The organism is Bacillus mobilis (assembly GCF_001884045.1).
Taxonomy (GTDB): Bacteria; Bacillota; Bacilli; order Bacillales; family Bacillaceae_G; genus Bacillus_A; species Bacillus_A mobilis.
In genome coordinates this window covers 1-23,058 of the sequence record NZ_MACF01000014.1, presented here as the reverse complement: position 1 = coordinate 23,058, position 23,058 = coordinate 1, and the positions used below count along the sequence as shown (strand labels likewise).

The window sequence follows — 23,058 nt, the reverse complement described above, 5'->3', positions numbered from 1 at the left end:
TAACCTCTCTTTCAAAAAAGAAAAGCATAGCAAAATGCACAGTAGAGTCCGACTCTACTGTGCATTTCATACGCTATTATTCACCAACATATGGTAAAAGTGCCATTTGACGAGCACGTTTAATTGCAACTGTAAGTTTGCGTTGGTATTTTGCGCTTGTTCCTGTTACACGACGAGGTAAAATTTTACCACGCTCAGAAACGAAACGTTTTAATAAATCAACATCTTTATAGTCAATGCGAGTGATGCCGTTAGATGTGAAGAAACACACCTTACGACGTTTCGCACGTCCACCTTTGCGTCCTGCCATGTCTATTCCCTCCATTCTTTGTTAAAACTAACTAATTTACTGTATTAGAACGGTAAATCGTCGTCGGAAATGTCGATCGGTTGACCTACATTTGAAAATGGATCGTCATTCTTCGTAAATCCAGAGTTCCCTTGGTTACCTTGGTTGCCTGAATTACTAGATTGACCAAATGGGTTAGAGCTTTGGTTACCGAAACCAGCTCCTGATGGTTGCTGATTAAATGAACCACGTTGCTCCCCACCGCCATTACGCGGCTCTAAAAATTGTACGCTTTCCGCAAGAACTTCTGTTACATATACACGTTTACCATCTTGTCCATCGTAATTACGAGTTTGAAGACGTCCATCTACGCCTGCTAAGCTACCTTTTTTCAAATAATTTGCTACGTTTTCTGCTTGTTTACGCCATATTACACAATTAATAAAGTCAGCTTCACGCTCACCTTGTTGATTCGCAAATGCGCGATTCACAGCTAACGTAAAAGTAGCTACTGCAACACCATTGGGCGTGTAACGTAAGTCAGGGTCCTTAGTTAAACGACCAACGAGGATAACACGATTCATCAATCGAACCACTCTCCCTTATATATCAATTATTTTTCTTCTTCTTTAACAACGATATGACGAAGGATGTCTTCGTTGATCTTAGCTAAACGGTCGAATTCATTAATCGCTTCTGCGTTAGAGTTCACGTTTAAGATCATGTAGAAACCTTCACGTAAGTCGTTGATTTCGTAAGCTAAACGACGCTTACCCCACTCTTTCGTGTTAATGATTTCTGCACCATTGTTTGTTAAAACACCTGCGAAACGTTCAACTAAAGCTTTTTGAGCTTCTTCTTCAACGCCAGGACGAATGATGTACATAATTTCGTACTTTCTCATTACACTTTCACCTCCTTTTGGTCTAAACGGCCCATAATGGGCAAGGAGCAATTAATTTATAGTAATTACTCACGAGTTTAGATTATATCATAGTAAGTTAGATGAATCAACTCACCCATGCATAAAAAACTTGGCAAACACATAATATATTTGCCAAGCTCATATCTTTATTTTTCCTAGGAAATATTAAATTAAACGTTGAAACGGAAGTGCATAACGTCTCCGTCTTTTACGATATACTCTTTTCCTTCTAAACGAACTTTACCAGCTTCTTTTGCAGCTGTCATAGAACCGTTTGTCATTAAGTCTTCGTAAGAAACTGTTTCCGCACGAATAAATCCACGCTCAAAGTCTGTATGAATTACGCCCGCACATTGTGGTGCTTTCATACCTTGTTTGAACGTCCATGCACGTACTTCTTGTACACCTGCTGTGAAGTAAGTAGCAAGTCCTAATAAATCATATGCAGCACGAATTAATTGATCTAAACCAGATTCTTCAATGCCTAGTTCTTCAAGGAATACTTTTTTCTCTTCCTCGTCTAGCTCAGCGATTTCTTCTTCGATTTTTGCACATACAACGATTACTTGAGCATTTTCATTTGCAGCAAATTCTTTTACCATTTGTACGTATTTGTTTGCAGAAGGATCGATAATATCGTCCTCACTTACGTTTGCTACATATAACATTTCTTTCGTTGTAAGTAAATGAAGGCCTTTAACAATCTTCATTTGCTCTTCTGTGAATTCAACAGTACGAGCTGGTTTGCCCTCTTCAAAAGCTTCTTTTAAGCGAACTAAAATTTCATGCTCATATACTGCTTCTTTATCTTTTTGTCTTGCTAATTTCGCAACACGTTCGATACGTTTATCAACAGATTCTAAATCCGCTAAGATTAGCTCTAAGTTGATTGTTTCAATATCATCGATTGGATCTACTTTCCCTGAAACGTGTGTAATATTTTCGTCTTCAAAACAACGAACAACTTGGCAAATTGCATCTACTTGGCGAATGTGAGATAAGAATTTATTTCCTAAACCTTCACCTTTACTAGCACCTTTTACGATACCTGCAATATCAGTAAACTCAAATACAGTCGGAACAGTTTTTTTCGGTTCTACTAATTCCGTTAATTTATTTAAACGCTCATCTGGTACTTCTACAATCCCTACGTTTGGATCAATTGTACAGAATGGATAGTTTGCAGATTCTGCTCCTGCTTGTGTAATTGCATTAAATAAAGTTGACTTCCCTACGTTAGGTAATCCAACAATCCCAGCCGTTAATCCCATATTTTTCACTCCTATGTCTCAATCTTTCATCATTATAGATAGTAACGAAAAAAATGACAAGTTTCCTCCAAACGAAAAAAGTAACAGCCGCCCATTGCAACTGTTACTTTCTCTCTATTCTTCGTGCTTCACAAGTATTTTTTTCACCTTACGATCAAATTCTCTTCGAGGAATCATTACTGAATGGTCACATCCCTCGCACTTAATGCGGATATCCATTCCCATACGAATAATCTTCCAGCGATTCTCACCACATGGGTGGGCTTTCTTCATTTCCACAACATCGTACAAGTTATACTGCTTTTGCTCCATTCTCCAAACCCCTCTCCATACTAAATTGCTTTTCCACTCACCAATTCTTCACGATTATATAGAACCATACGTGGATATGGAATTTCAATTCCATGTAAATCTAGACGATTTTTAATTTCTTTACGAAGGGCTCTTGCAACAACCGCATGTTGCATCGGCTCTACTTCCGCAATAACACGTAATATAACTTCTGATGCAGCTAATGTTTGCACACCTAATAACTGAGGCCTTGCTACCATTTGCGTATACTGTGCAGGTAATTCTTCTAATAACTCTTCAATGACTTGCTCCGCTTTCGCTATATCAGCCTCATACGAAATCGATACATCAACAAATGCTACACTATTACTAACTGAATAGTTTGTAACCTGAATGATACTTCCGTTTGGTAAAGTATGAATTTCACCTGTCCAACTCTTTACTTTTGTTGTACGAAGTCCAATTTCTAGAACGACACCTTCAAACTGACCAATTTTCACATAGTCACCTACTGAAAATTGATCTTCTAGCAAGATAAATAACCCCGTAATAACATCTTTCACTAAACTTTGAGCACCAAATCCGACCGCTAAACCAATTACCCCAGCACCCGCTAATAGACCAGATGCATTAATATTAAACACACCCAAAATTGCAATTAACATAATGAACATAACGACGTATGCCACAATATTTTCAAGTAACTTCGCTACTGTAACTGTACGACGTTCTGAAATTTGAATTGGCGAACGGCTTCCCATACGAAACGCATTTCGCACAATTGCACGCGCAACTCGTACAACAATCGCACCAATTATTAAAATAATACATATTTTCAATGTCGCTGTTCCAATATCAGCCCAACGATCAGCATTTAATAAATACTGTTTCGTGGCATTAAACCACTTTGTTAATAAATCCATGTACCTCTACCTCTCCAGCCAAAATTTCTTTTTAGTTATCCTTCTTATTGTATCAGAAGTCTCCTAATTGCTGAAAAAATTTTATAACTTTAATTGCATTTGTTAACTTCCATACAGGTATAAAATGGAACGGATATATATATACTAGTACTATTATTTCCGTTTTCACTCAAGTTTTACAAGAAGTACGCACTTATAGTTTTCCATTTTACTCACCATATAACATATTTTGAAAATTTATTAAAAGGATGGATGCTTCATGAATATTGGAAGTTTTCGCTTACCCTTTTTCGAAAAAGAAACTCAAAATGTTATGCACCAAGACGTAGAGGCCTCCGAGACAATTAGTAACTTCCTACTTTCCCATATCCCTATAAAAACCAATATACCAATTATTCTCGTTTGTATTGGAACAGATCGTTCTACAGGCGATGCACTCGGTCCGTTAGTCGGTACGAAACTAGAACAAGTAGGAATTAAAAACTTCCAAGTGTTTGGCACACTAGATGAGCCAGTACATGCGCTAAATTTAGAAGAAAGAATTCAGAATATACAGAAAGATAATCCTACTTCGTTTATAATTGCGGTTGATGCCTGTTTAGGAAAGTCTCAAAGTATCGGTTCCATCACTACCGGAATGGGGCCTAGTAAACCTGGCGCTGCGATGAACAAAAAGTTACCTGCAGTTGGTGATTTACATATCCATGGCATCGTAAATTTAAATGGTTTTATGGAGTTTTTCGTCCTTCAGAATACAAGATTAAGTTTAGTCATGAAAATGGCTGATGTAATTGCACAAAGTATAAAAGAAACAGACCAAAAATTATCTGTATTAAAAAAAGCAAACCATCTATAAATAATAAGATGGTTTGCTTTTTAGTTTTTCCGTGCTAATAATTCTAAAATACGATTTAAATCTTCTTTATTAAAAAATTCAATTTCGATTTTACCTTTTTCTTTTTTCGTTTCTTTAATCTTCACATCTGTACCAAACTTTTCTCTTAAGAACGTTTCGCGCTCTACAAAAAATATATTTCTCTCTTTTTTCACTTGTTTTGTTTCACGTGAAACGCGTTGATTAATCTCCTGAACAATTTTCTCTAATTGACGAACATTTAATCCTTCTTTTTCAATTCGTTTTAATAAAGATTTTAATTGTTCTTCATCTTTTATCGTAAGCAAAGTTCTCCCATGAGCCATTGAAAGTTGGCCATTTGCAATCATATCTTGCACAAAAGAAGGGAGGCTTAATAACCGTGTATAGTTTGCAATGTAAGGTCTGCTCTTACCAAGACGTTTTGCTAATTGTTCTTGCGTTATACTTAGCTCATTCATTAACATTTGATATGCCATTGCTTCTTCCATTGGATTTAAATCTTCTCGTTGTAAGTTTTCAAGCAATGCAAACTCCATCATTTGCTGCTCATTTAATTGTCTTACAACAGCAGGTACTTTTTCGAGCCCCGCCTCTTTGGCAGCACGATATCTTCTTTCGCCTGCAACGATTTCATATCCTTTAATACTCTTCCTAGCAATTAATGGTTGCAGTATGCCATGCTCTTTAATAGAAGCCGCTAATTCTTGAATCGCCTCTTTATTAAAGTGTTTACGTGGTTGATATGGATTCGGTCTTAATTCAGTTATCGCAATCTCCTGAATTGTCTCTTCTTCTTTCACATCTAAATCAGGAAAAAACACATTGATTCCTCTTCCTAATCCTTTAGCCACCTGCAATCACTTCCTCTGCTAAATCTATATATACTTCTGCCCCTCTTGATTTAGCGTCATACTGCATAATTGGTTTCCCATGACTTGGTGCTTCACTTAAACGAACATTACGAGGAATAATCGAACGGTATACTTTATCTCTAAAGTATTTTTTCACTTCATCTATAACCTGAATCCCTAAATTCGTACGGGCATCCAACATTGTTAGCAATACACCTTGAATTGCTAGATTTTTATTTAAGTGCTTTTGCACAAGTCGAACTGTATTTAATAGCTGACTCAATCCTTCTAGTGCGTAATACTCGCATTGAACAGGAATAATAACAGAATCTGCTGCGGTTAATGCATTAATCGTTAATAACCCTAAGGACGGGGGACAGTCGATAATAATATAGTCATATTCATCACGAACTGGCTGTAATGCCCTTTGTAAACGTACTTCCCGGGAAATAGTCGGTACCAATTCAATTTCTGCACCTGCCAATTGAATTGTAGCGGGTAGAACATCTAAGTTTTCAGTTGCAGTTTTACGTATAACCCCTTGAACATCTGCATCTTCCACAAGAACATTGTAAATACATTGATCTAATTCGGATTTTTCAATTCCCACACCAGTTGTTGCATTTCCTTGAGCATCAATATCTACAAGAAGGACCTTTTTACCTACTTGTGCCAATCCAGCCCCTAAATTAACAGATGTGGTTGTTTTCCCAACGCCACCTTTTTGATTGGCAATAGCAATGATTTTTCCCATGATGTCACCTACTTTCAACCTTTCTATCTTATTCTAGTAACAATTACGTTTATTGTAACATGAAATAAAAGTTTTTCTTTTACGTCCTTATTAAACTTCAAAATTTATTTGTAAACTCCTTCTTCATCTAACAAGAAAATATAGTAAAAGAGACCTATCCAATAGGATAAGGTCTCTAACACGCCATTATTATTTTTTCTTCGGAATTTGAATTGTAATTTGATAGTACTCATCAAATTCTTCTTCCTCAGAATTAACATTTAAACCACTGTCAGCAACCATTTGTAATGACTGCCTAATTGTATTCATGGCAATTCTCGTATCTCGACTTACTGCTTTTTGCTTTGCCTTACGCTTCGGTTTTGCTTCCTCTAGTAATTTCGCAATTCGTTCCTCTGTTTGCTTTACATTCAGCTGTTTCTCCACAATTTCCTGTAAAACCTTCAGTTGTAATTCCTCATTCTTTAAAGGAATGAGCGCGCGGGCATGTCTTTCTGTAATGCTTTTTTCTAATAACGCACTTTTTATTTCTTCAGGCAACTTTAACAATCGCAACTTATTTGCGATTGTGGATTGTCCTTTTCCAAGTCGTTGTGCCAATGCTTCTTGTGTTAAATTATGTAACTCAATTAGCTTTTGATATGCCACAGCTTCCTCGATTGCTGTTAGTTCCTCACGTTGCAAGTTTTCAATTAAAGCTACAGAAGCTGTCTCTGTATCATTTAAGTTCTTTATAATTGCAGGAACCTTTTCCCACCCTAACTTTGTTGCCGCACGGAAACGTCTTTCCCCAGCAATAATTTCATACTTATCATCCTCATATTGCCTCACAACAATTGGCTGAATAAGCCCATGTGTACGAATCGTTAATGCTAGCTCCTCAATACGCGCATCATCAAAAACTGTTCGTGGTTGATAACGGTTAGGGGTAATATTTACTATCGGAATTTCTTGTATTTCTTCATATACCTTTTTATCTATTTCTTCATGGCTTTCGTCTTGTAATTCGAATTCGCTCTCTTTATCTCCAAAGCCAAATAAACGAGAAAACGTATTTTTCATACATATTCCACCACCTTTTAGGCCTATTGACTATTCTCCATAAAATGTTTCCTATGAAACATTTACGTTTTCATTTATATAATTTAATCTTACGTCTAATAAGATTTATTTTTCAATAGGTAATTTATTGGGTGTTCCCGGTTTGCGTGGATATTTCTTTGGTGTCTTGCGCTTTTTCTCGATTAATAAAATATTACGTTCACTTTCTTCAAACGGTAATTGGAACGTAGACATTTCTTTTAGATCCCCGCCTAGCACCTCTAAAGCATACTTGCCATTTTCAATTTCTTCGTTTGCTGCAGCACCTTTCATTGCAATGAATGTTCCTCCAACTTTTACAAGTGGTAAACATAGCTCACTTAATACTGAAAGACGCGCAACTGCACGTGCCATTACAATATCGTACGATTCACGTACACTTTCCTTTTTCCCAAATGTTTCAGCACGATCATGACAAAACGCAACGTCACTTAATTCCAACTTTTGTGCTAAATGATTTAAGAAATTAATGCGTTTTTGCAATGAGTCTACAATTGTCACTTTTAAGTGCGGGAAACAAATTTTTAAAGGAATACTTGGGAATCCAGCTCCTGCGCCAACATCACAAATTGAGAATGGTTTTGAAAAATCATAATAAAAAGCAGCTGTAATAGAATCAAAAAAGTGTTTTAAATATACTTCTTCTTTCTCCGTAATAGCCGTTAAATTCATTTTTTCATTCCACTCTACTAATGTTTCGAAGTAGATTTCGAACTGCTCTAACTGTCTAGAAGAGAGGGTGATACCCTTCTCTTCTAGCATAGATTGAAATTGTTCTATGTTCATCTAGCAATATCTCCTTACTATTTATTGGTTCGATACTCGCGCAATTTTTCCTTGTTCAATATACACAAGTAAAATGGAAACATCCGCTGGGTTTACGCCAGAAATACGTGAAGCCTGCCCCATTGAAAGTGGACGAACATCTTTCAATTTCTGTCTAGCTTCTGAGGCAATGCTAGAAATCGCATCATAATCAATATCCACAGGGATTTTTTTGTTTTCCATTTTCTTCATACGCTCTACTTGCTGTAAAGACTTTTCAATATATCCTTCGTACTTAATCTGAATTTCAACTTGTTCTGTCACTTCATCACTTAATTCTACTTCACTTGGTACTAAAAGATGAATGTGCTCATATGTCATCTCTGGACGACGTAATAAGTCACTTGCACGTATTCCATCTTTCAGTTCACTTCCGCCAATGCTACGAATTAATTCTTGAACTTCAGGACGTGGCTTAATAATGATGCTGCTTAAACGTTCCTTTTCCTGTTCAATTTGTAATTTTTTATTTGTAAATCGCTCATAGCGCTCTTCTTTAATTAGTCCAATTTCACGACCAACTTCAGTTAAACGAAGATCAGCATTATCATGGCGTAATAATAGACGATATTCCGCACGAGACGTTAATAAACGATATGGTTCATTTGTACCTTTCGTTACAAGATCATCAATTAAGACACCAATATAAGCATCCTCGCGACCTAAAATAACTTCTTTTTTGCCTAAAGAACGACATGCTGCGTTAATTCCAGCCATAAGCCCTTGTCCTGCTGCCTCTTCATAACCAGAAGTTCCGTTAATCTGTCCTGCTGTATATAAATTTTTAATTTTTTTCGTTTCAAGTGTTGGCCATAGTTGTGTTGGCACAATCGCATCATATTCAATCGCATAACCTGTACGCATCATTTCAACGTTTTCTAGACCAGGGATTGTTCTAAGCATATCACGCTGTACATCTTCTGGTAAGCTTGTGGATAAACCTTGTACATACACTTCTTGTGTATTACGTCCCTCTGGCTCTAAGAAAATTTGATGACGTGGTTTATCATTAAACCTTACTACTTTGTCTTCAATTGAAGGGCAGTATCTAGGTCCTGTTCCCTTAATCATACCAGAATACATAGCTGAGCGATGTAGGTTTTCATCTATTAAACGATGTGTTTCCGTACTTGTATACGTCAACCAACATGGAATTTGATCCATAATAAATTTTGTCGTTTCAAAAGAGAAAGATCGTGGTTTATCATCACCTGGTTGAATTTCTGTTTTACTGTAATCAATTGTATTACTATTTACACGCGGAGGTGTACCTGTTTTAAATCTAACTAGATCAAATCCAAGCTCCTCTAAATGTTCAGACAAAGTAATAGATGGTTGTTGATTATTTGGACCGCTCGAATATTTTAAATCCCCCATAATAATCTCACCACGTAAAAATGTTCCAGTCGTAATTACTACTGTCTTTGCTGTATATTCAGCACCAGATTGCGTAATTACCCCTTTACATTCGCCATCTTCAACAATTAAACGCTCTACCATTCCTTGGAACAACGTTAGATTTGGTGTTTCTTCAATTGTTTTCTTTAATTCATGCTGGTAAGAGAACTTATCTGCTTGTGCTCGAAGTGCGCGCACAGCTGGTCCTTTACCTGTATTTAACATACGCATTTGAATATGTGTTTTATCAATGTTGCGTCCCATTTCTCCGCCTAATGCATCAATTTCACGAACAACAATCCCTTTTGCTGGTCCACCAACAGAAGGGTTACATGGCATAAACGCTACCATATCTAAATTAATTGTTAACATTAATGTGTTGGAGCCCATTCGTGCTGCCGCAAGACCAGCTTCACATCCTGCATGACCTGCACCGATTACTATGACATCGTATGAACCGGCATTGTATCCCATTGTTTATTCCTCCTAATAATCTCTATCTTTCTAAAACATCACTATGTTATTTTCCTAAACAAAATTGAGAGAACAGCTGGTCAATTAGGCTTTCATGGACCGTATCACCAGTAATTTCACCAAGTATTTCCCACGTTCTTGTTAAATCAATTTGCACCATATCAATTGGAACACCATTTTCTATCGCCTCAATCGCATCTCCAATTGTTTTTCCTGCTTGTGTTAATAATCCAATATGTCTTGCATTAGAAACATATGTCACATCTGCAGAATCGATTGCTCCTTCAAAGAATAAATCAGCTATTGCCTTTTCAAGCTCATCTATTCCTTGTTCCTCAATTAACGATGTTGTAATAACACGATTTCCCGCTGCCAATTCTGTAACGCGTTCCATATCAATTGTTTGCGGTAAATCAGTCTTATTTACAATAACAATGAAATCTTTTCCTTGTACGGCACGGAATAGATCTTCATCCTCATTCGTTAAAGCCTCGCTATAATTAACGACAACTAAAACTAAATCAGCTTGGCTCATCATTTCTTTTGAACGCTCTACACCGATTCTTTCAACAACATCTTCTGTTTCACGAATTCCGGCTGTATCTATAAGTTTAAGTGGTACACCACGCACATTAACGTACTCTTCAATAACATCACGAGTTGTTCCTGCAATATCAGTTACAATTGCCTTTTTCTCCTGAACGAGACTATTTAATAGCGATGACTTCCCAACGTTAGGTCTACCGATGATTGCAGTAGCAATACCTTCACGTAAAATTTTTCCTTGCTTCGATGTTTCTAATATTTTTGCAATTTCGGCACGAACATGTGTAGCTTTCTCAATTAAAATATTATGTGTCATTTCTTCCACATCATCATATTCCGGGTAATCTATGTTTACCTCAACATGAGCTAACGTTTCTAATATGTCCTGACGCAGACGGCCGATCAATTTAGATAATCGTCCTTCCATTTGATTAATTGCTACGTTCATTGCACGATCTGTTTTTGCACGGATTAAGTCCATAACAGCTTCTGCTTGTGATAAATCAATACGGCCATTTAAAAAAGCACGTTTCGTAAATTCACCAGGCTCCGCTAATCGTACTCCTTGCGCTAAAATAAGCTGCAACACTTTGTTTACCGAAACAAGTCCACCGTGACAGTTAATTTCTACTATATTTTCACGTGTAAAAGTCCTTGGCGCACGCAGAATAGACACCATCACTTCTTCAATAACCTGATTTGTATCTAAATCAACAATATGACCATAATGAATTGTGTGAGAAGGAACCTCTGTTAAATCCTTCCCTTTAAAAATACGATTAACTTTTTCAACCGCATCATCCCCACTTACTCGAACAATGGCAATTGCACCCTCTCCAAGCGCTGTGGAAATCGCAGCAATTGTATCAAATTCCATGTCCTTTCACCTCACTTGCTTATTTATCTCTATTTCAACATGATTATTTTCTTCACTAAATTATTAGAATACCATAACGAACCTATCTACAAAAGAATAATAACTCATTTTATTATGTCCTCATGTAAAAAACACTAAACTTATTCACAGTGGATAAGTTTAGTGTTTTTTAGTTATCCACACCTATTTTCCGCTCAAAAAAACCGGCACTCAATTGAGTAACCGGTCACTTGGAAGATATTACAACATGTCGATGTGGTTCTTTCCCTTCAGAAGTTGTAATGATATTTTGATGATTAGATAATGCTTGATGGATAATCTTTCGTTCAAAAGATGGCATAGGCTCCAACACAACCCTTTTTTTCGTATTTACTACTTGTTTTGCTAATCGATAAGAAAGGGCCTCTAATGTACCTTTTCTTTTACTACGATAATTTTCAGCATCTAGTGTGATGCCAATATACTGTTTCGTATTACGATTCGCCACAAGTTTTGTTAAATACTGCAAAGAATTCAAGGTGTTTCCTCTTTTCCCAATCAAAACACCTATATTTTCGCCAGAAATTGTAAATTCAACTTCGCGTCCTTTTACAATTTTACTAATCTCAGCTTCCACACCCATATCGTGAATCACATTTTTTAAATATTCTTCACATTCTTGAATCGGATCTTTCTTCAATACAACTTCTACTACTGCAGGTCGATTCCCAAATAAACCTAGGAACCCTCTTTTACCTTCATCGATAATATTTATATCTACTCGGTCTTTTGAAACATTTAATTGTCTTAAAGCATCTTGTACTGCCAGCTCGACTGTTTGTCCTTTAGCAGTAATTACACTCACTTGCTTGATCCTCCTGCCTTACTAGCCTTAATTTCTGGCCCCTTGATCAAGTACATTTGAGCGATACCAAAGATATTACCAACAACCCAGTAAAGTGATAATGCAGCTGGGAAGTTAATTGCAAAGACTAAAATCATAATTGGCATAAGCCAAATCATCATTGCCATTTGCGGATTTTGACCAGCTGTTCCTGCCATTGCAAGCTTTTGCTGAATAAATGTCGTAATTGCCGCAACAACCGGTAAGATATAGAACGGATCTGCCTGCCCTAAGTCGAACCATAAGAATGTATGCTTACTAATTTCTGCTGTTCTCATAATCGCATGGTAAAAAGCGAATAAAATAGGCATCTGAACAAAGATTGGTAAACATCCTGCTAATGGATTTACACCATTTTTTTGATATAACTGCATCATTTCTTGTTGTAGTTTTTGCTGTGTTGCTTGATCTTTAGAACTATATTTCTCTTTTAACTTCACCATTTCTGGTTGTAACGCTTGCATTGCTTTCGTACTCTTCGTTTGTTTAATCATTAATGGTAATAATGCAAAACGAATGATAAGCGTTGTAACGACGATTGCTAAACCATAATTACTACCAAATAAGTTGGCAAAATACGTAATTAACTGAGAAAGCGGATATACGAAATATTCATTCCAAATTCCAGTACTTTTCGGCGTAATCGGCTGATTCACTTCACTACAGCCAGTAGCAATTGCCATTAATGCAATAACCATGGCTAGTAAACCTATTTTCTTTTTCAAAGCCTGCTCCTCCTTGTTTCGGTATGTATATAGTGTAATTCATTTCCTTACGCTACTTTTTTATTCTTTTCATACCAGAGCGTTTAAAGACATGAATTAAGCTTTTCTTTAATTCTTCATATGTCATCTCTGCACAAGGCTTCCTTGCTATTATAACAAAATCTTTTCCAGAATCTATCTCATCTTTTAATTCTGTGATTGACTGGCGAATCATACGTTTAATTCGGTTACGCACTACTGCATTTCCTATTTTTTTGCTGACAGAAAGACCAATACGAAAGTTTGGCTGCTCTGCCTTATCTAGTTGATAGACAACAAGCTGACGATTCGCATTCGATTTTCCTTTTTGAAAAACCGTCTGGAATTCATCATTCTTTTTTATACGATGTGTTTTCTTCATATCAATTGACACTCCTGTAGTTCATCAGTGGAAATTCACTATTATTAGAAAAAAAGACCACTGAACGATCAGTGGTCTACGCAGATAATACTTTTCTTCCTTTACGACGACGAGCTGCTAGCACTTTACGTCCGTTCGCTGTGCTCATACGGCTGCGGAAACCATGTACTTTGCTGCGCTTACGTTTATTTGGTTGGTAAGTTCTTTTCATTATATGACACCTCCCTGAGGAATATCTGTTAAAGACAGTCCTATAAATTATAGTTAATCAACTAGGAAAATGTCAATGGTTCTCGAAATTTTCATCAAATATTCATTTTGAACCTATTCACATACTTTTTCACAGACCCTATATTTCCTTGTGGATAAATGTTTTTTCTTGTTTTTTATATCCACAAATCTTTTTCGCACTTTTACACAGTATATCGTGTTGTGGACAAGTTTATTCCACAAGGTATTGATTTTGTGGATAACTTTCTGAAATTCATTGCTATAGCTACTTTTTTTTGATATTATAGTTGTGTTTTCACTTTGAATAAGTTTTCCACATCTTTATCTTATCCACAATTTGTGTATAACATGTGGACAGTTTTAATCACATGTGGGTAAATGATTATCCACATGTGCTTTTTTTGTCGAAAACCCTATCTCATATACAAACGACGTTTTTAGGTTTTAAAATACGTTTCGTATAAATATACATTTTATATTTATTTAGGTTGTACATTTGTTGCGCAACCTTATTCTTTTACCATCTTAGTAAAGGAGGGACACCTTTGGAAAACATCTCTGATTTATGGAACAGTGCCTTAAAAGAACTAGAAAAAAAGGTCAGTAAGCCAAGTTATGAAACATGGTTAAAGTCAACAACCGCGCATAATTTAAAGAAAGACGTATTAACAATTACGGCTCCAAATGAATTCGCTCGTGATTGGTTAGAATCTCATTATTCAGAGCTAATTTCGGAAACACTTTACGATTTAACGGGGGCAAAATTAGCTATTCGCTTTATTATTCCCCAAAGTCAAGCTGAAGAGGAGATTGATCTTCCTCCTTCTAAACCAAATTCAGCACAAGATGATTCTAATCATTTACCGCAGAGCATGCTAAATCCAAAATATACGTTTGATACATTTGTTATTGGCTCTGGTAATCGTTTTGCTCACGCTGCTTCATTGGCCGTAGCCGAAGCGCCAGCTAAAGCATATAATCCCCTCTTTATTTACGGGGGAGTTGGACTCGGAAAGACCCATTTAATGCATGCAATTGGTCATTATGTAATTGAACATAACCCAAACGCGAAGGTTGTATATTTATCATCAGAAAAATTTACAAATGAATTCATTAATTCTATTCGTGATAATAAAGCGGTCGATTTTCGTAATAAATACCGTAATGTAGATGTTTTATTGATAGATGATATTCAATTTCTAGCAGGAAAAGAACAAACTCAAGAAGAGTTTTTCCATACATTCAATGCATTACACGAAGAAAGTAAACAAATTGTAATTTCAAGTGATCGGCCACCAAAAGAAATTCCAACTTTAGAAGACCGTCTTCGTTCTCGCTTTGAATGGGGACTCATTACGGATATTACGCCACCAGATTTAGAAACACGAATTGCAATTTTACGTAAAAAAGCAAAGGCTGAAGGACTCGATATACCAAATGAGGTTATGCTTTATATTGCAAATCAAATTGATTCAAATATTCGTGAACTAGAAGGTGCACTCATCCGAGTTGTAGCCTATTCATCTTTAATTAACAAAGATATTAATGCTGATTTAGCAGCTGAAGCACTTAAAGATATTATTCCAAATTCTAAACCAAAAATTATCTCCATTTATGATATTCAAAAGGCTGTTGGGGATGTTTATCAAATAAAATTAGAAGATTTCAAGGCGAAAAAGCGAACAAAATCAGTTGCTTTCCCTCGCCAAATTGCAATGTATTTATCACGCGAACTTACAGACTCCTCCTTACCTAAAATAGGTGAAGAATTTGGTGGACGTGATCATACAACAGTTATCCATGCACATGAAAAAATTTCTAAGCTGCTTAAAACGGATACGCAATTACAAAAGCAAGTTGAAGAAATTAACGATATTTTAAAGTAGTAGCTGAATAGTGTGAATAACTTACCTTGTTTTACGCACAGTCTATCCACATGTAGATAGACTGTTTTTACATCCTTTAACGGGGTTATCCACATATCCACAAGCCCTATTACTATTACTACTATTTTTTATCTTTATTAATTAAATAAAATCTTATACTTACCGGAGGTTTTTCTTTATGCGTTTTACAATACAAAAAGACTATCTTGTAAGAAGTGTACAAGATGTAATGAAGGCTGTTTCTTCTCGTACAACAATTCCGATCCTTACAGGAATTAAAATTGTCGCTACGGAAGAAGGCGTTACGTTAACAGGAAGCGATGCTGATATTTCAATTGAATCCTTTATCCCAGTTGAAGACGATGGAAAAGAAATCGTAGAAGTAGCGCAATCAGGAAGTATTATTTTACAAGCAAAATATTTTAGTGAGATTGTAAAAAAATTACCTAAAGAGACTGTCGAAATTTCTGTGGAAAATCATTTTATGACAAAAATAACTTCTGGAAAATCAGAGTTTAATTTAAATGGTTTAGATTCTGCTGAATATCCATTGTTACCACAAATTGAAGAACATCATGTTTTTAAGATTCCAACAGATTTACTGAAACATATGATCAGACAAACGGTATTTGCAGTTTCCACTTCTGAAACAAGACCGATCTTGACAGGTGTAAACTGGAAAGTATATAACAGCGAACTAACTTGTATTGCTACAGATAGCCACAGGTTAGCTCTTCGAAAAGCAAAAATCGAAGGAATCGCAGATGAATTTCAAGCGAATGTTGTTATTCCAGGTAAAAGCTTAAATGAATTAAGCAAAATTCTAGATGAGTCTGAAGAAATGGTAGATATCGTTATTACGGAGTATCAAGTATTATTCCGTACAAAGCATTTATTATTCTTCTCAAGATTGTTAGAAGGGAATTACCCTGATACAACTCGTTTAATTCCAGCGGAAAGTAAAACAGATATTTTTGTAAATACAAAAGAATTTTTACAAGCAATTGATCGTGCATCTCTATTAGCAAGGGATGGTCGTAATAATGTTGTGAAATTATCAACTTTAGAACAAGAAATGCTAGAAATTTCTTCGAATTCACCAGAAATCGGGAAAGTAGTAGAAGAAGTTCAATGTGAAAAAGTAGATGGGGAAGAATTAAAAATATCTTTTAGTGCAAAATATATGATGGATGCACTAAAAGCTTTAGATAGTACTGAAATTAAAATTAGCTTTACTGGCGCAATGAGACCATTCTTAATTCGCACAGTAAATGATGAGTCCATTATTCAATTAATTTTACCGGTTCGTACTTACTAAGTAAGAAGTAAGGGTTGCTAGTTTTCAGATACTAGTAGCCCTTATTTGATTTTTGGGTATTACTTTCCTAATGTTAGTTTATTTAGTACAATGAAAGAATGAACACTTTCAGAAAGTGAGCGATTTTATGAAACGTATTAAAATTTCAACAGAGTATATTACACTAGGACAATTTTTAAAGTTAGCCGATGTAATTGATACAGGTGGCGCTGTAAAATGGTTTTTACAAGAATATGAAGTGTACGTGAATCAAGAACTTGAAAATAGAAGAGGTCGCAAATTATATGCGAACGATATTATTGAAATTCCAGGAAGCGGAAGTTTCCAAGTTCAGGCATAAAGGGGGAGCCCTTTGTTTATTTCAGAAATACAGTTGAAAAACTATCGCAATTATGAAAAGTTAGAGCTTTCCTTTGAAGATAAAGTGAATGTGATTATCGGTGAAAACGCGCAAGGGAAAACGAATTTGATGGAAGCTATTTACGTTTTAGCGATGGCGAAATCTCATAGAACCTCTAATGATCGCGAGCTTATCCGTTGGGATGAAGATTTCGGTCAAATTAAAGGGAAATTACAAAAGAGAAATAGTTCTTTGTCTTTGGAATTAAATATTTCGAAAAAAGGTAAAAAGGCAAAATTAAATCAACTTGAACAACAAAAATTGAGTCAATATATTGGCATGATGAATGTTGTCATGTTTGCCCCAGAAGATTTAAATCTTGTAAAAGGAAGCCCTCAAGTAAGAAGACGCTTTTTAGATATGGAATTAGGACAAATAGCCCCAGTTTATTTGTATGAATTGAGTCAATATCAAAAGGTGCTCACGCAACGAAATCACTTGCTGAAAAAAATGCAAGGGAATAGTAAGAATGAGGAAACGATGTTGGATGTATTTACACTTCAGCTTATTGAGCATGGTGCAAAAATATTGCAAAAACGGTTTGAGTTTTTGCATTTACTACAAGAATGGGCAGCTCCAATTCATCGCGGTATAAGCCGTGGATTAGAAGAATTAGAAATTGTCTATAAACCAAGTGTAGATGTATCAGAATCAATGGATTTGTCGAAAATAAAAGAAGTATACTATGAAAATTTTCAATCTGTGAAACAACGTGAGATTTTCCGTGGTACGACTTTAATTGGTCCTCATCGTGATGATTTACAATTCTTCGTTAATAGTAAAAATGTTCAAGTCTTTGGTTCGCAAGGACAACAACGAACGACCGCACTGTCCCTAAAATTAGCTGAAATTGAATTGATTTACTCAGAAGTTAAGGAATATCCGATTCTTTTATTGGATGATGTATTATCAGAATTAGATGATTATCGTCAATCGCATCTGTTAAATACAATTCAAGGAAAAGTGCAAACATTTGTGACAACGACGAGTGTCGACGGAATTGAACACGAAACATTAAAAGAAGCGAAAACAATTCATGTAACGAACGGCACGGTAGATTGTGAAATAGATAGGGCGTAATCCCTATTTAAATGGAAAAGTAGGTGATCTTTGTGTCAATGGAACAAAAGCAAATGGAAGAAAACTCATATGATGAAAGTCAGATACAGGTACTTGAAGGATTAGAAGCGGTTCGAAAACGCCCTGGGATGTATATTGGATCTACGAGCGGAAAAGGACTTCACCATCTTGTTTGGGAAATCGTCGATAATAGTATTGATGAAGCACTTGCAGGGTATTGTGATGAAATTAACGTTAGTATCGAAGAAGATAATAGTATTCTTGTAACGGATAATGGACGTGGTATTCCAGTTGGTATACAAGAAAAAATGGGACGTCCTGCTGTAGAAGTTATAATGACTGTTCTCCATGCTGGTGGTAAGTTTGGCGGTGGCGGTTATAAAGTTTCTGGTGGTTTGCATGGTGTTGGGGCATCTGTAGTAAATGCTCTATCAACAGAACTGGAGGTATTTGTACATCGTGAAGGAAAAATCCATTATCAAAAATACGAACGAGGTATTCCGGTTGCGGATTTAAAAGTCATTGGTGATACAGATCAAACAGGGACGATAACTCGATTTAAACCAGATCCAGAAATTTTTCAGGAAACAATCGTATACGAATTTGATACGTTAGCAACTCGTATGCGCGAATTAGCATTTTTAAATCGTAATATTAAATTAACAATTGAAGATAAACGTGAACATAAACAGAAGAAAGAATTCCATTATGAAGGTGGAATTAAATCATATGTTGAACATTTAAATCGTTCAAAACAGCCAATTCATGAAGAACCTGTATATGTAGAAGGGTCAAAAGATGGCATTCAAGTTGAAGTCGCGCTTCAATATAACGAAGGATATACAAATCATATTTACTCATTTACAAATAATATCCATACGTATGAAGGTGGTACACATGAGGTAGGATTTAAAACAGCCTTAACTCGTGTGATCAACGATTATGGTCGTAAAAATAATATTTTAAAAGATGCGGATAGTAATTTAACTGGTGAAGATGTTCGTGAAGGTTTAACGGCAATTGTGTCAATTAAACATCCAAATCCGCAATTCGAAGGACAAACGAAGACGAAACTTGGAAATAGTGAAGCAAGAACGATTACAGAGTCAGTGTTCTCAGAGGCATTTGAAAAGTTCTTACTGGAAAATCCCAATGTTGCGCGTAAAATTATCGATAAAGGGACTATGGCAGCCCGTGCGCGTGTAGCAGCTAAAAAGGCTCGTGAATTAACTCGCCGAAAGAGTGCTTTAGAAGTTTCAAGTTTACCAGGGAAATTAGCAGACTGTTCTTCTAAAGATCCAGCAATTAGTGAAATTTATATCGTAGAGGGTGACTCTGCGGGTGGTTCTGCGAAACAAGGGCGCGATCGTCATTTCCAAGCAATTTTACCATTGAAGGGTAAAATTATTAATGTTGAAAAGGCACGTTTAGATAAGATTTTATCAAATGATGAAGTTCGTACAATTATTACAGCGATCGGCACAAATATCGGCGGAGACTTCGATATTGAAAAAGCACGCTATCATAAAGTTATTATTATGACCGATGCCGATGTTGATGGTGCGCATATTCGTACCCTATTATTAACGTTCTTCTATCGTTATATGCGTCAAATAATTGAGTGTGGTTATATATATATCGCACAACCACCTTTATTTAAAGTACAACAAGGTAAGAAAATTCAATATGCTTACAACGATAAGGAACTTGAAAAAATCTTAGCGGAATTACCAGCTCAACCTAAGCCAGGTATTCAGCGTTATAAAGGTCTAGGGGAAATGAATCCAACTCAGTTATGGGAGACGACAATGGACCCAGAAGTACGTTCATTACTTCAAGTCTCTCTTCAAGATGCAATTGAAGCGGATGAAACATTTGAAATTTTAATGGGAGATAAAGTAGAGCCACGTCGTAACTTTATCCAAGAAAATGCAAAATACGTGAAAAACCTTGATATTTAAATGGGTAATGACAGGAATCTAAGTATTCCTGTCTTCTACATATAAATCAATGTATGTGTAACGGAAATGTAAGAGGAGGTGCTCGTTGATGTCAGACAATCAACAACAAGCACGAATTCGAGAAATTAATATTAGTCATGAAATGCGTACTTCGTTTTTAGATTACGCAATGAGTGTTATCGTATCTCGTGCATTACCAGATGTTCGTGATGGATTAAAACCTGTGCATCGTAGGGTTTTATATGCGATGAATGATTTAGGAATTACAGCTGATAAAGCGTATAAGAAATCAGCGCGTATTGTCGGTGAAGTAATCGGTAAGTATCACCCTCACGGTGATTCAGCTGTTTACGAGACGATGGTACGTATGGCGCAAGATTTTAGTCAGCGTTATATGCTTGTTGATGGGCATGGTAACTTTGGTTCTGTTGATGGCGATTCAGCAGCAGCAATGCGTTATACAGAAGCAAGAATGTCTAAGATTTCTATGGAATTAATACGTGATATTTCAAAAAACACGATTGATTATCAAGATAACTATGATGGTTCTGAAAGAGAGCCAATTGTATTGCCGGCGCGTTTCCCTAATTTATTAGTGAACGGTACGACGGGTATTGCGGTTGGTATGGCAACAAATATCCCGCCGCATCAACTCGGTGAAGTAATCGATGGTGTATTGGCATTAAGCCATAATCCTGATATTACGATTGCGGAATTAATGGAGTTTATTCCAGGACCAGATTTTCCAACAGCAGGTTTAATTTTGGGACGAAGTGGGATTCGAAGAGCGTATGAAACAGGTAGAGGCTCTATTATGCTTCGAGCTAAAGTTGAAATTGAAGAAAAGTCAAATGGTAAACAATCTATTCTCATAACTGAACTACCTTATCAAGTTAATAAGGCGCGATTAATTGAAAAAATCGCAGAATTAGTTCGTGACAAGAAAATTGAAGGTATTACGGATTTACGTGATGAGTCAGATCGAAACGGTATGCGTATTGTTATGGAAGTACGCCGTGATGCTAATGCCAATGTACTATTAAATAATCTATATAAACATACAGCACTTCAAACAAGTTTCGGTATTAATATGTTGTCTCTTGTAAATGGAGAGCCACAAGTATTGAATTTAAAACAAAATTTATATCATTACTTGGAGCATCAGAAGGTAGTAATTCGTCGACGTACTGCTTATGAATTAGAAAAAGCAGAGGCTCGTGCTCATATTTTAGAAGGATTAAGAATTGCTCTAGATCATCTTGATGAAGTTATTACGTTAATTCGTAGTTCGAAAACAGCAGATATTGCAAAGCAAGGCTTAATGGAACGTTTCGGTTTAAGTGAGAAACAAGCGCAAGCAATTTTAGATATGCGCCTGCAACGTTTAACAGGATTAGAACGTGAAAAAATTGAGCAAGAATATCAAGACTTAATGAAGTTAATCGCTGAATTAAAAGCAATCTTAGCAGATGAAGAGAAAGTTCTTGAGATTATTCGTGAAGAATTAACGGAAGTAAAAGAGCGCTTCAATGATAAGAGACGAACAGAAATTACAATTGGCGGCATGGAATTTATTGAAGATGAAGATTTGATTCCAGAGCAAAACATTGCTATTACGTTAACGCATAATGGTTATATTAAGAGGCTGCCAGCTTCTACGTACAAAACACAGAACCGTGGTGGACGTGGTGTACAAGGAATGGGAACGAATGATGACGATTTCGTAGAACATTTATTAACTACTTCTACGCATGATCACATTTTATTCTTTACTAATAAAGGGAAAGTATACCGTACGAAAGGATATGAAATCCCAGAGTATAGTCGTACAGCAAAAGGTATACCTATTATTAACTTATTAGGTGTAGATAAGGGTGAATGGATTAACGCCATTATTCCAATTCGTGAATTTGGTGACGATGAATTCTTATTCTTCACAACAAAACAAGGTATTTCTAAGAGAACGCCACTTTCATCATTTGCGAATATACGTACGAATGGTTTAATTGCAATCTCTCTTCGTGAAGAGGATGAAGTAATATCTGTGCGTTTAACATCTGGCGATAAGGATATTATTGTAGGAACAAGCAACGGTATGCTAATTCGCTTTAACGAGCAAGATGTACGTTCTATGGGACGTAACGCTGCCGGTGTAAAAGCAATTACATTAGGTGACGAAGATCAAGTTGTAGGCATGGAAATCGTCGAAGAGGATGTAAATGTTCTAATTGTAACCAAAAATGGTTATGGAAAACGTACACCAATTGATGAATACCGTCTACAAAGCCGTGGTGGTAAAGGTCTGAAGACTTGTAATATTACAGATAAAAACGGTAAGTTAGTAGCTGTTAAATCTGTAACAGGTGAAGAAGACATCATGTTAATTACGGCGGCGGGTGTTATTATTCGTATGCCAGTTGATCAAATCTCTCAAATGGGACGTAATACACAAGGTGTTCGTCTAATTCGTTTAGAGGATGAGCAAGAGGTAGCGACGGTAGCAAAAGCACAAAAGGATGAAGAAGAGGAATCTAATGAAGAGGTTTCTTCTGAAGAATAAGAGGGGGGATTTTTCCTCCTCTTATTTTTTTTATAATAATACTTGCATAGCAATAGAAAACTCTATATAATAGGCAGAGTCAGCAAATGAGGGATACAAATTATCTTAAAAAACTTGTTGACGAAAATAATATACTATGATATATTATAAAAGTCGCTGAAACGCGATGTTGAACTTTGAAAACTAAACGAAACAAACAACGTGAAACGTCA

23 protein-coding genes are annotated in these 23,058 nt (G+C 36.1%); 7 read left to right on the top strand and 16 right to left on the bottom strand.

Annotated features, from left to right (window positions below):
• Positions 1-76: 76 nt before the first annotated feature.
• The 6 genes from rpsR to BAQ44_RS00540 form a co-directional block, all read right to left on the bottom strand.
• Positions 77-310, bottom strand: coding sequence for a 30S ribosomal protein S18 (gene rpsR, locus BAQ44_RS00565; RefSeq protein WP_000918874.1), 234 nt, complete (start codon positions 308-310; stop codon positions 77-79).
• Between the two features lie 44 nt (positions 311-354).
• Entirely contained in the window at positions 355-876 is a 522-nt protein-coding gene (ssb, locus tag BAQ44_RS00560; protein WP_000981963.1) for a single-stranded DNA-binding protein, read from the bottom strand.
• 26 nt (positions 877-902) lie between these two features.
• Positions 903-1,193, bottom strand: coding sequence for a 30S ribosomal protein S6 (gene rpsF, locus BAQ44_RS00555; protein WP_001233781.1), 291 nt, complete (start codon positions 1,191-1,193; stop codon positions 903-905).
• A gap of 191 nt (positions 1,194-1,384) precedes the next feature.
• Positions 1,385-2,485 (bottom strand): redox-regulated ATPase YchF, encoded by a 1,101-nt coding sequence (gene ychF, locus BAQ44_RS00550; protein WP_061679597.1) that lies wholly within the window; start codon positions 2,483-2,485, stop codon positions 1,385-1,387.
• Between the two features lie 114 nt (positions 2,486-2,599).
• Entirely contained in the window at positions 2,600-2,797 is a 198-nt protein-coding gene (locus BAQ44_RS00545; protein ID WP_000436051.1) for a DUF951 domain-containing protein, read from the bottom strand.
• Positions 2,798-2,817: 20 nt separating this feature from the next.
• Positions 2,818-3,699 carry a mechanosensitive ion channel family protein gene (locus tag BAQ44_RS00540; protein ID WP_063262416.1) on the bottom strand — a complete coding sequence of 294 codons (882 nt, stop codon included), beginning with the start codon at positions 3,697-3,699 and terminating at the stop codon, positions 2,818-2,820.
• 259 nt (positions 3,700-3,958) lie between these two features.
• Here BAQ44_RS00540 and yyaC point away from each other — a divergent pair, with 259 nt between their 5' ends.
• On the top strand, positions 3,959-4,555 hold the full coding sequence (gene yyaC / locus BAQ44_RS00535; protein ID WP_001020739.1) for a spore protease YyaC: 597 nt from the start codon (positions 3,959-3,961) through the stop codon (positions 4,553-4,555).
• A gap of 20 nt (positions 4,556-4,575) precedes the next feature.
• On the opposite strand, the gene spo0J is transcribed toward yyaC, so the two are convergent.
• The 10 genes from spo0J to rpmH form a co-directional block, all read right to left on the bottom strand.
• Positions 4,576-5,427, bottom strand: coding sequence for a stage 0 sporulation protein Spo0J (gene spo0J / locus BAQ44_RS00530; protein ID WP_080467748.1), 852 nt, complete (start codon positions 5,425-5,427; stop codon positions 4,576-4,578).
• Positions 5,420-6,181 (bottom strand): sporulation initiation inhibitor protein Soj, encoded by a 762-nt coding sequence (soj, locus tag BAQ44_RS00525; RefSeq protein WP_000516117.1) that lies wholly within the window; start codon positions 6,179-6,181, stop codon positions 5,420-5,422. Before soj ends, spo0J begins: the two co-directional genes overlap by 8 nt.
• A gap of 189 nt (positions 6,182-6,370) precedes the next feature.
• Complete coding sequence (gene noc, locus BAQ44_RS00520) at positions 6,371-7,243, bottom strand: nucleoid occlusion protein (RefSeq protein ID WP_000799027.1); 873 nt, start codon at positions 7,241-7,243, stop codon at positions 6,371-6,373.
• Positions 7,244-7,348: 105 nt separating this feature from the next.
• Positions 7,349-8,068 (bottom strand): 16S rRNA (guanine(527)-N(7))-methyltransferase RsmG, encoded by a 720-nt coding sequence (gene rsmG, locus BAQ44_RS00515; protein ID WP_061679593.1) that lies wholly within the window; start codon positions 8,066-8,068, stop codon positions 7,349-7,351.
• Between the two features lie 21 nt (positions 8,069-8,089).
• A complete protein-coding gene (gene mnmG / locus BAQ44_RS00510; RefSeq protein WP_063262418.1) occupies positions 8,090-9,979 on the bottom strand; it encodes a tRNA uridine-5-carboxymethylaminomethyl(34) synthesis enzyme MnmG in 1,890 nt (629 codons plus the stop codon).
• Between the two features lie 46 nt (positions 9,980-10,025).
• The gene (gene mnmE, locus BAQ44_RS00505; RefSeq protein WP_000393765.1) at positions 10,026-11,402 is read right to left on the bottom strand and encodes a tRNA uridine-5-carboxymethylaminomethyl(34) synthesis GTPase MnmE; all 1,377 of its coding nucleotides are present in this window, start codon (positions 11,400-11,402) and stop codon (positions 10,026-10,028) included.
• Positions 11,403-11,628: 226 nt separating this feature from the next.
• On the bottom strand, positions 11,629-12,246 hold the full coding sequence (gene jag, locus BAQ44_RS00500) for an RNA-binding cell elongation regulator Jag/EloR (protein ID WP_061679592.1): 618 nt from the start codon (positions 12,244-12,246) through the stop codon (positions 11,629-11,631).
• Positions 12,243-13,010 carry a YidC family membrane integrase SpoIIIJ gene (gene spoIIIJ, locus BAQ44_RS00495; RefSeq protein ID WP_061679591.1) on the bottom strand — a complete coding sequence of 256 codons (768 nt, stop codon included), beginning with the start codon at positions 13,008-13,010 and terminating at the stop codon, positions 12,243-12,245. Before spoIIIJ ends, jag begins: the two co-directional genes overlap by 4 nt.
• A 52-nt stretch (positions 13,011-13,062) precedes the next feature.
• Positions 13,063-13,410, bottom strand: a complete 348-nt coding sequence (rnpA, locus tag BAQ44_RS00490) for a ribonuclease P protein component (protein WP_000750813.1) — start codon at positions 13,408-13,410, stop codon at positions 13,063-13,065.
• Positions 13,411-13,486: 76 nt separating this feature from the next.
• Complete coding sequence (gene rpmH / locus BAQ44_RS00485) at positions 13,487-13,621, bottom strand: 50S ribosomal protein L34 (RefSeq protein ID WP_000831901.1); 135 nt, start codon at positions 13,619-13,621, stop codon at positions 13,487-13,489.
• Positions 13,622-14,186: 565 nt separating this feature from the next.
• On the opposite strand from rpmH, the gene dnaA reads away from it, so the two are divergent.
• The 6 genes from dnaA (at position 14,187) to gyrA (ending at position 22,846) form a co-directional block, all read left to right on the top strand.
• A complete protein-coding gene (gene dnaA, locus BAQ44_RS00480) occupies positions 14,187-15,527 on the top strand; it encodes a chromosomal replication initiator protein DnaA (RefSeq protein ID WP_016085337.1) in 1,341 nt (446 codons plus the stop codon).
• A 178-nt stretch (positions 15,528-15,705) separates the two neighbouring features.
• Positions 15,706-16,845 carry a DNA polymerase III subunit beta gene (gene dnaN, locus BAQ44_RS00475; protein WP_001212888.1) on the top strand — a complete coding sequence of 380 codons (1,140 nt, stop codon included), beginning with the start codon at positions 15,706-15,708 and terminating at the stop codon, positions 16,843-16,845.
• 127 nt (positions 16,846-16,972) lie between these two features.
• A complete protein-coding gene (gene yaaA / locus BAQ44_RS00470) occupies positions 16,973-17,185 on the top strand; it encodes a ribosome maturation protein RlbA (RefSeq protein WP_000821366.1) in 213 nt (70 codons plus the stop codon).
• 12 nt (positions 17,186-17,197) lie between these two features.
• Positions 17,198-18,325, top strand: a complete 1,128-nt coding sequence (recF, locus tag BAQ44_RS00465; RefSeq protein ID WP_000470743.1) for a DNA replication/repair protein RecF — start codon at positions 17,198-17,200, stop codon at positions 18,323-18,325.
• A gap of 38 nt (positions 18,326-18,363) precedes the next feature.
• Positions 18,364-20,286, top strand: a complete 1,923-nt coding sequence (gene gyrB / locus BAQ44_RS00460) for a DNA topoisomerase (ATP-hydrolyzing) subunit B (RefSeq protein ID WP_061679590.1) — start codon at positions 18,364-18,366, stop codon at positions 20,284-20,286.
• A gap of 88 nt (positions 20,287-20,374) precedes the next feature.
• Positions 20,375-22,846 (top strand): DNA gyrase subunit A, encoded by a 2,472-nt coding sequence (gene gyrA / locus BAQ44_RS00455; RefSeq protein ID WP_071720182.1) that lies wholly within the window; start codon positions 20,375-20,377, stop codon positions 22,844-22,846.
• Positions 22,847-23,058: the final 212 nt, after the last annotated feature.

What these genes read in the sequence shown, in the direction of transcription:
- rpsR (WP_000918874.1), bottom strand. Translation starts at nt 310, where the DNA reads ATGGCAGGACGCAAAGGTGGACGTGCGAAACGTCGTAAGGTGTGTTTC.
- rpsF (WP_001233781.1), bottom strand. Translation starts at nt 1,193, where the DNA reads ATGAGAAAGTACGAAATTATGTACATCATTCGTCCTGGCGTTGAAGAA.
- ychF (WP_061679597.1), bottom strand. Translation starts at nt 2,485, where the DNA reads ATGGGATTAACGGCTGGGATTGTTGGATTACCTAACGTAGGGAAGTCA.
- BAQ44_RS00545 (WP_000436051.1), bottom strand. Translation starts at nt 2,797, where the DNA reads ATGGAGCAAAAGCAGTATAACTTGTACGATGTTGTGGAAATGAAGAAA.
- BAQ44_RS00540 (WP_063262416.1), bottom strand. Translation starts at nt 3,699, where the DNA reads ATGGATTTATTAACAAAGTGGTTTAATGCCACGAAACAGTATTTATTA.
- yyaC (WP_001020739.1), top strand. Translation starts at nt 3,959, where the DNA reads ATGAATATTGGAAGTTTTCGCTTACCCTTTTTCGAAAAAGAAACTCAA.
- soj (WP_000516117.1), bottom strand. Translation starts at nt 6,181, where the DNA reads ATGGGAAAAATCATTGCTATTGCCAATCAAAAAGGTGGCGTTGGGAAA.
- noc (WP_000799027.1), bottom strand. Translation starts at nt 7,243, where the DNA reads ATGAAAAATACGTTTTCTCGTTTATTTGGCTTTGGAGATAAAGAGAGC.
- rsmG (WP_061679593.1), bottom strand. Translation starts at nt 8,068, where the DNA reads ATGAACATAGAACAATTTCAATCTATGCTAGAAGAGAAGGGTATCACC.
- mnmG (WP_063262418.1), bottom strand. Translation starts at nt 9,979, where the DNA reads ATGGGATACAATGCCGGTTCATACGATGTCATAGTAATCGGTGCAGGT.
- mnmE (WP_000393765.1), bottom strand. Translation starts at nt 11,402, where the DNA reads ATGGAATTTGATACAATTGCTGCGATTTCCACAGCGCTTGGAGAGGGT.
- rnpA (WP_000750813.1), bottom strand. Translation starts at nt 13,410, where the DNA reads ATGAAGAAAACACATCGTATAAAAAAGAATGATGAATTCCAGACGGTT.
- rpmH (WP_000831901.1), bottom strand. Translation starts at nt 13,621, where the DNA reads ATGAAAAGAACTTACCAACCAAATAAACGTAAGCGCAGCAAAGTACAT.
- dnaN (WP_001212888.1), top strand. Translation starts at nt 15,706, where the DNA reads ATGCGTTTTACAATACAAAAAGACTATCTTGTAAGAAGTGTACAAGAT.
- yaaA (WP_000821366.1), top strand. Translation starts at nt 16,973, where the DNA reads ATGAAACGTATTAAAATTTCAACAGAGTATATTACACTAGGACAATTT.
- gyrB (WP_061679590.1), top strand. Translation starts at nt 18,364, where the DNA reads ATGGAACAAAAGCAAATGGAAGAAAACTCATATGATGAAAGTCAGATA.
- gyrA (WP_071720182.1), top strand. Translation starts at nt 20,375, where the DNA reads ATGTCAGACAATCAACAACAAGCACGAATTCGAGAAATTAATATTAGT.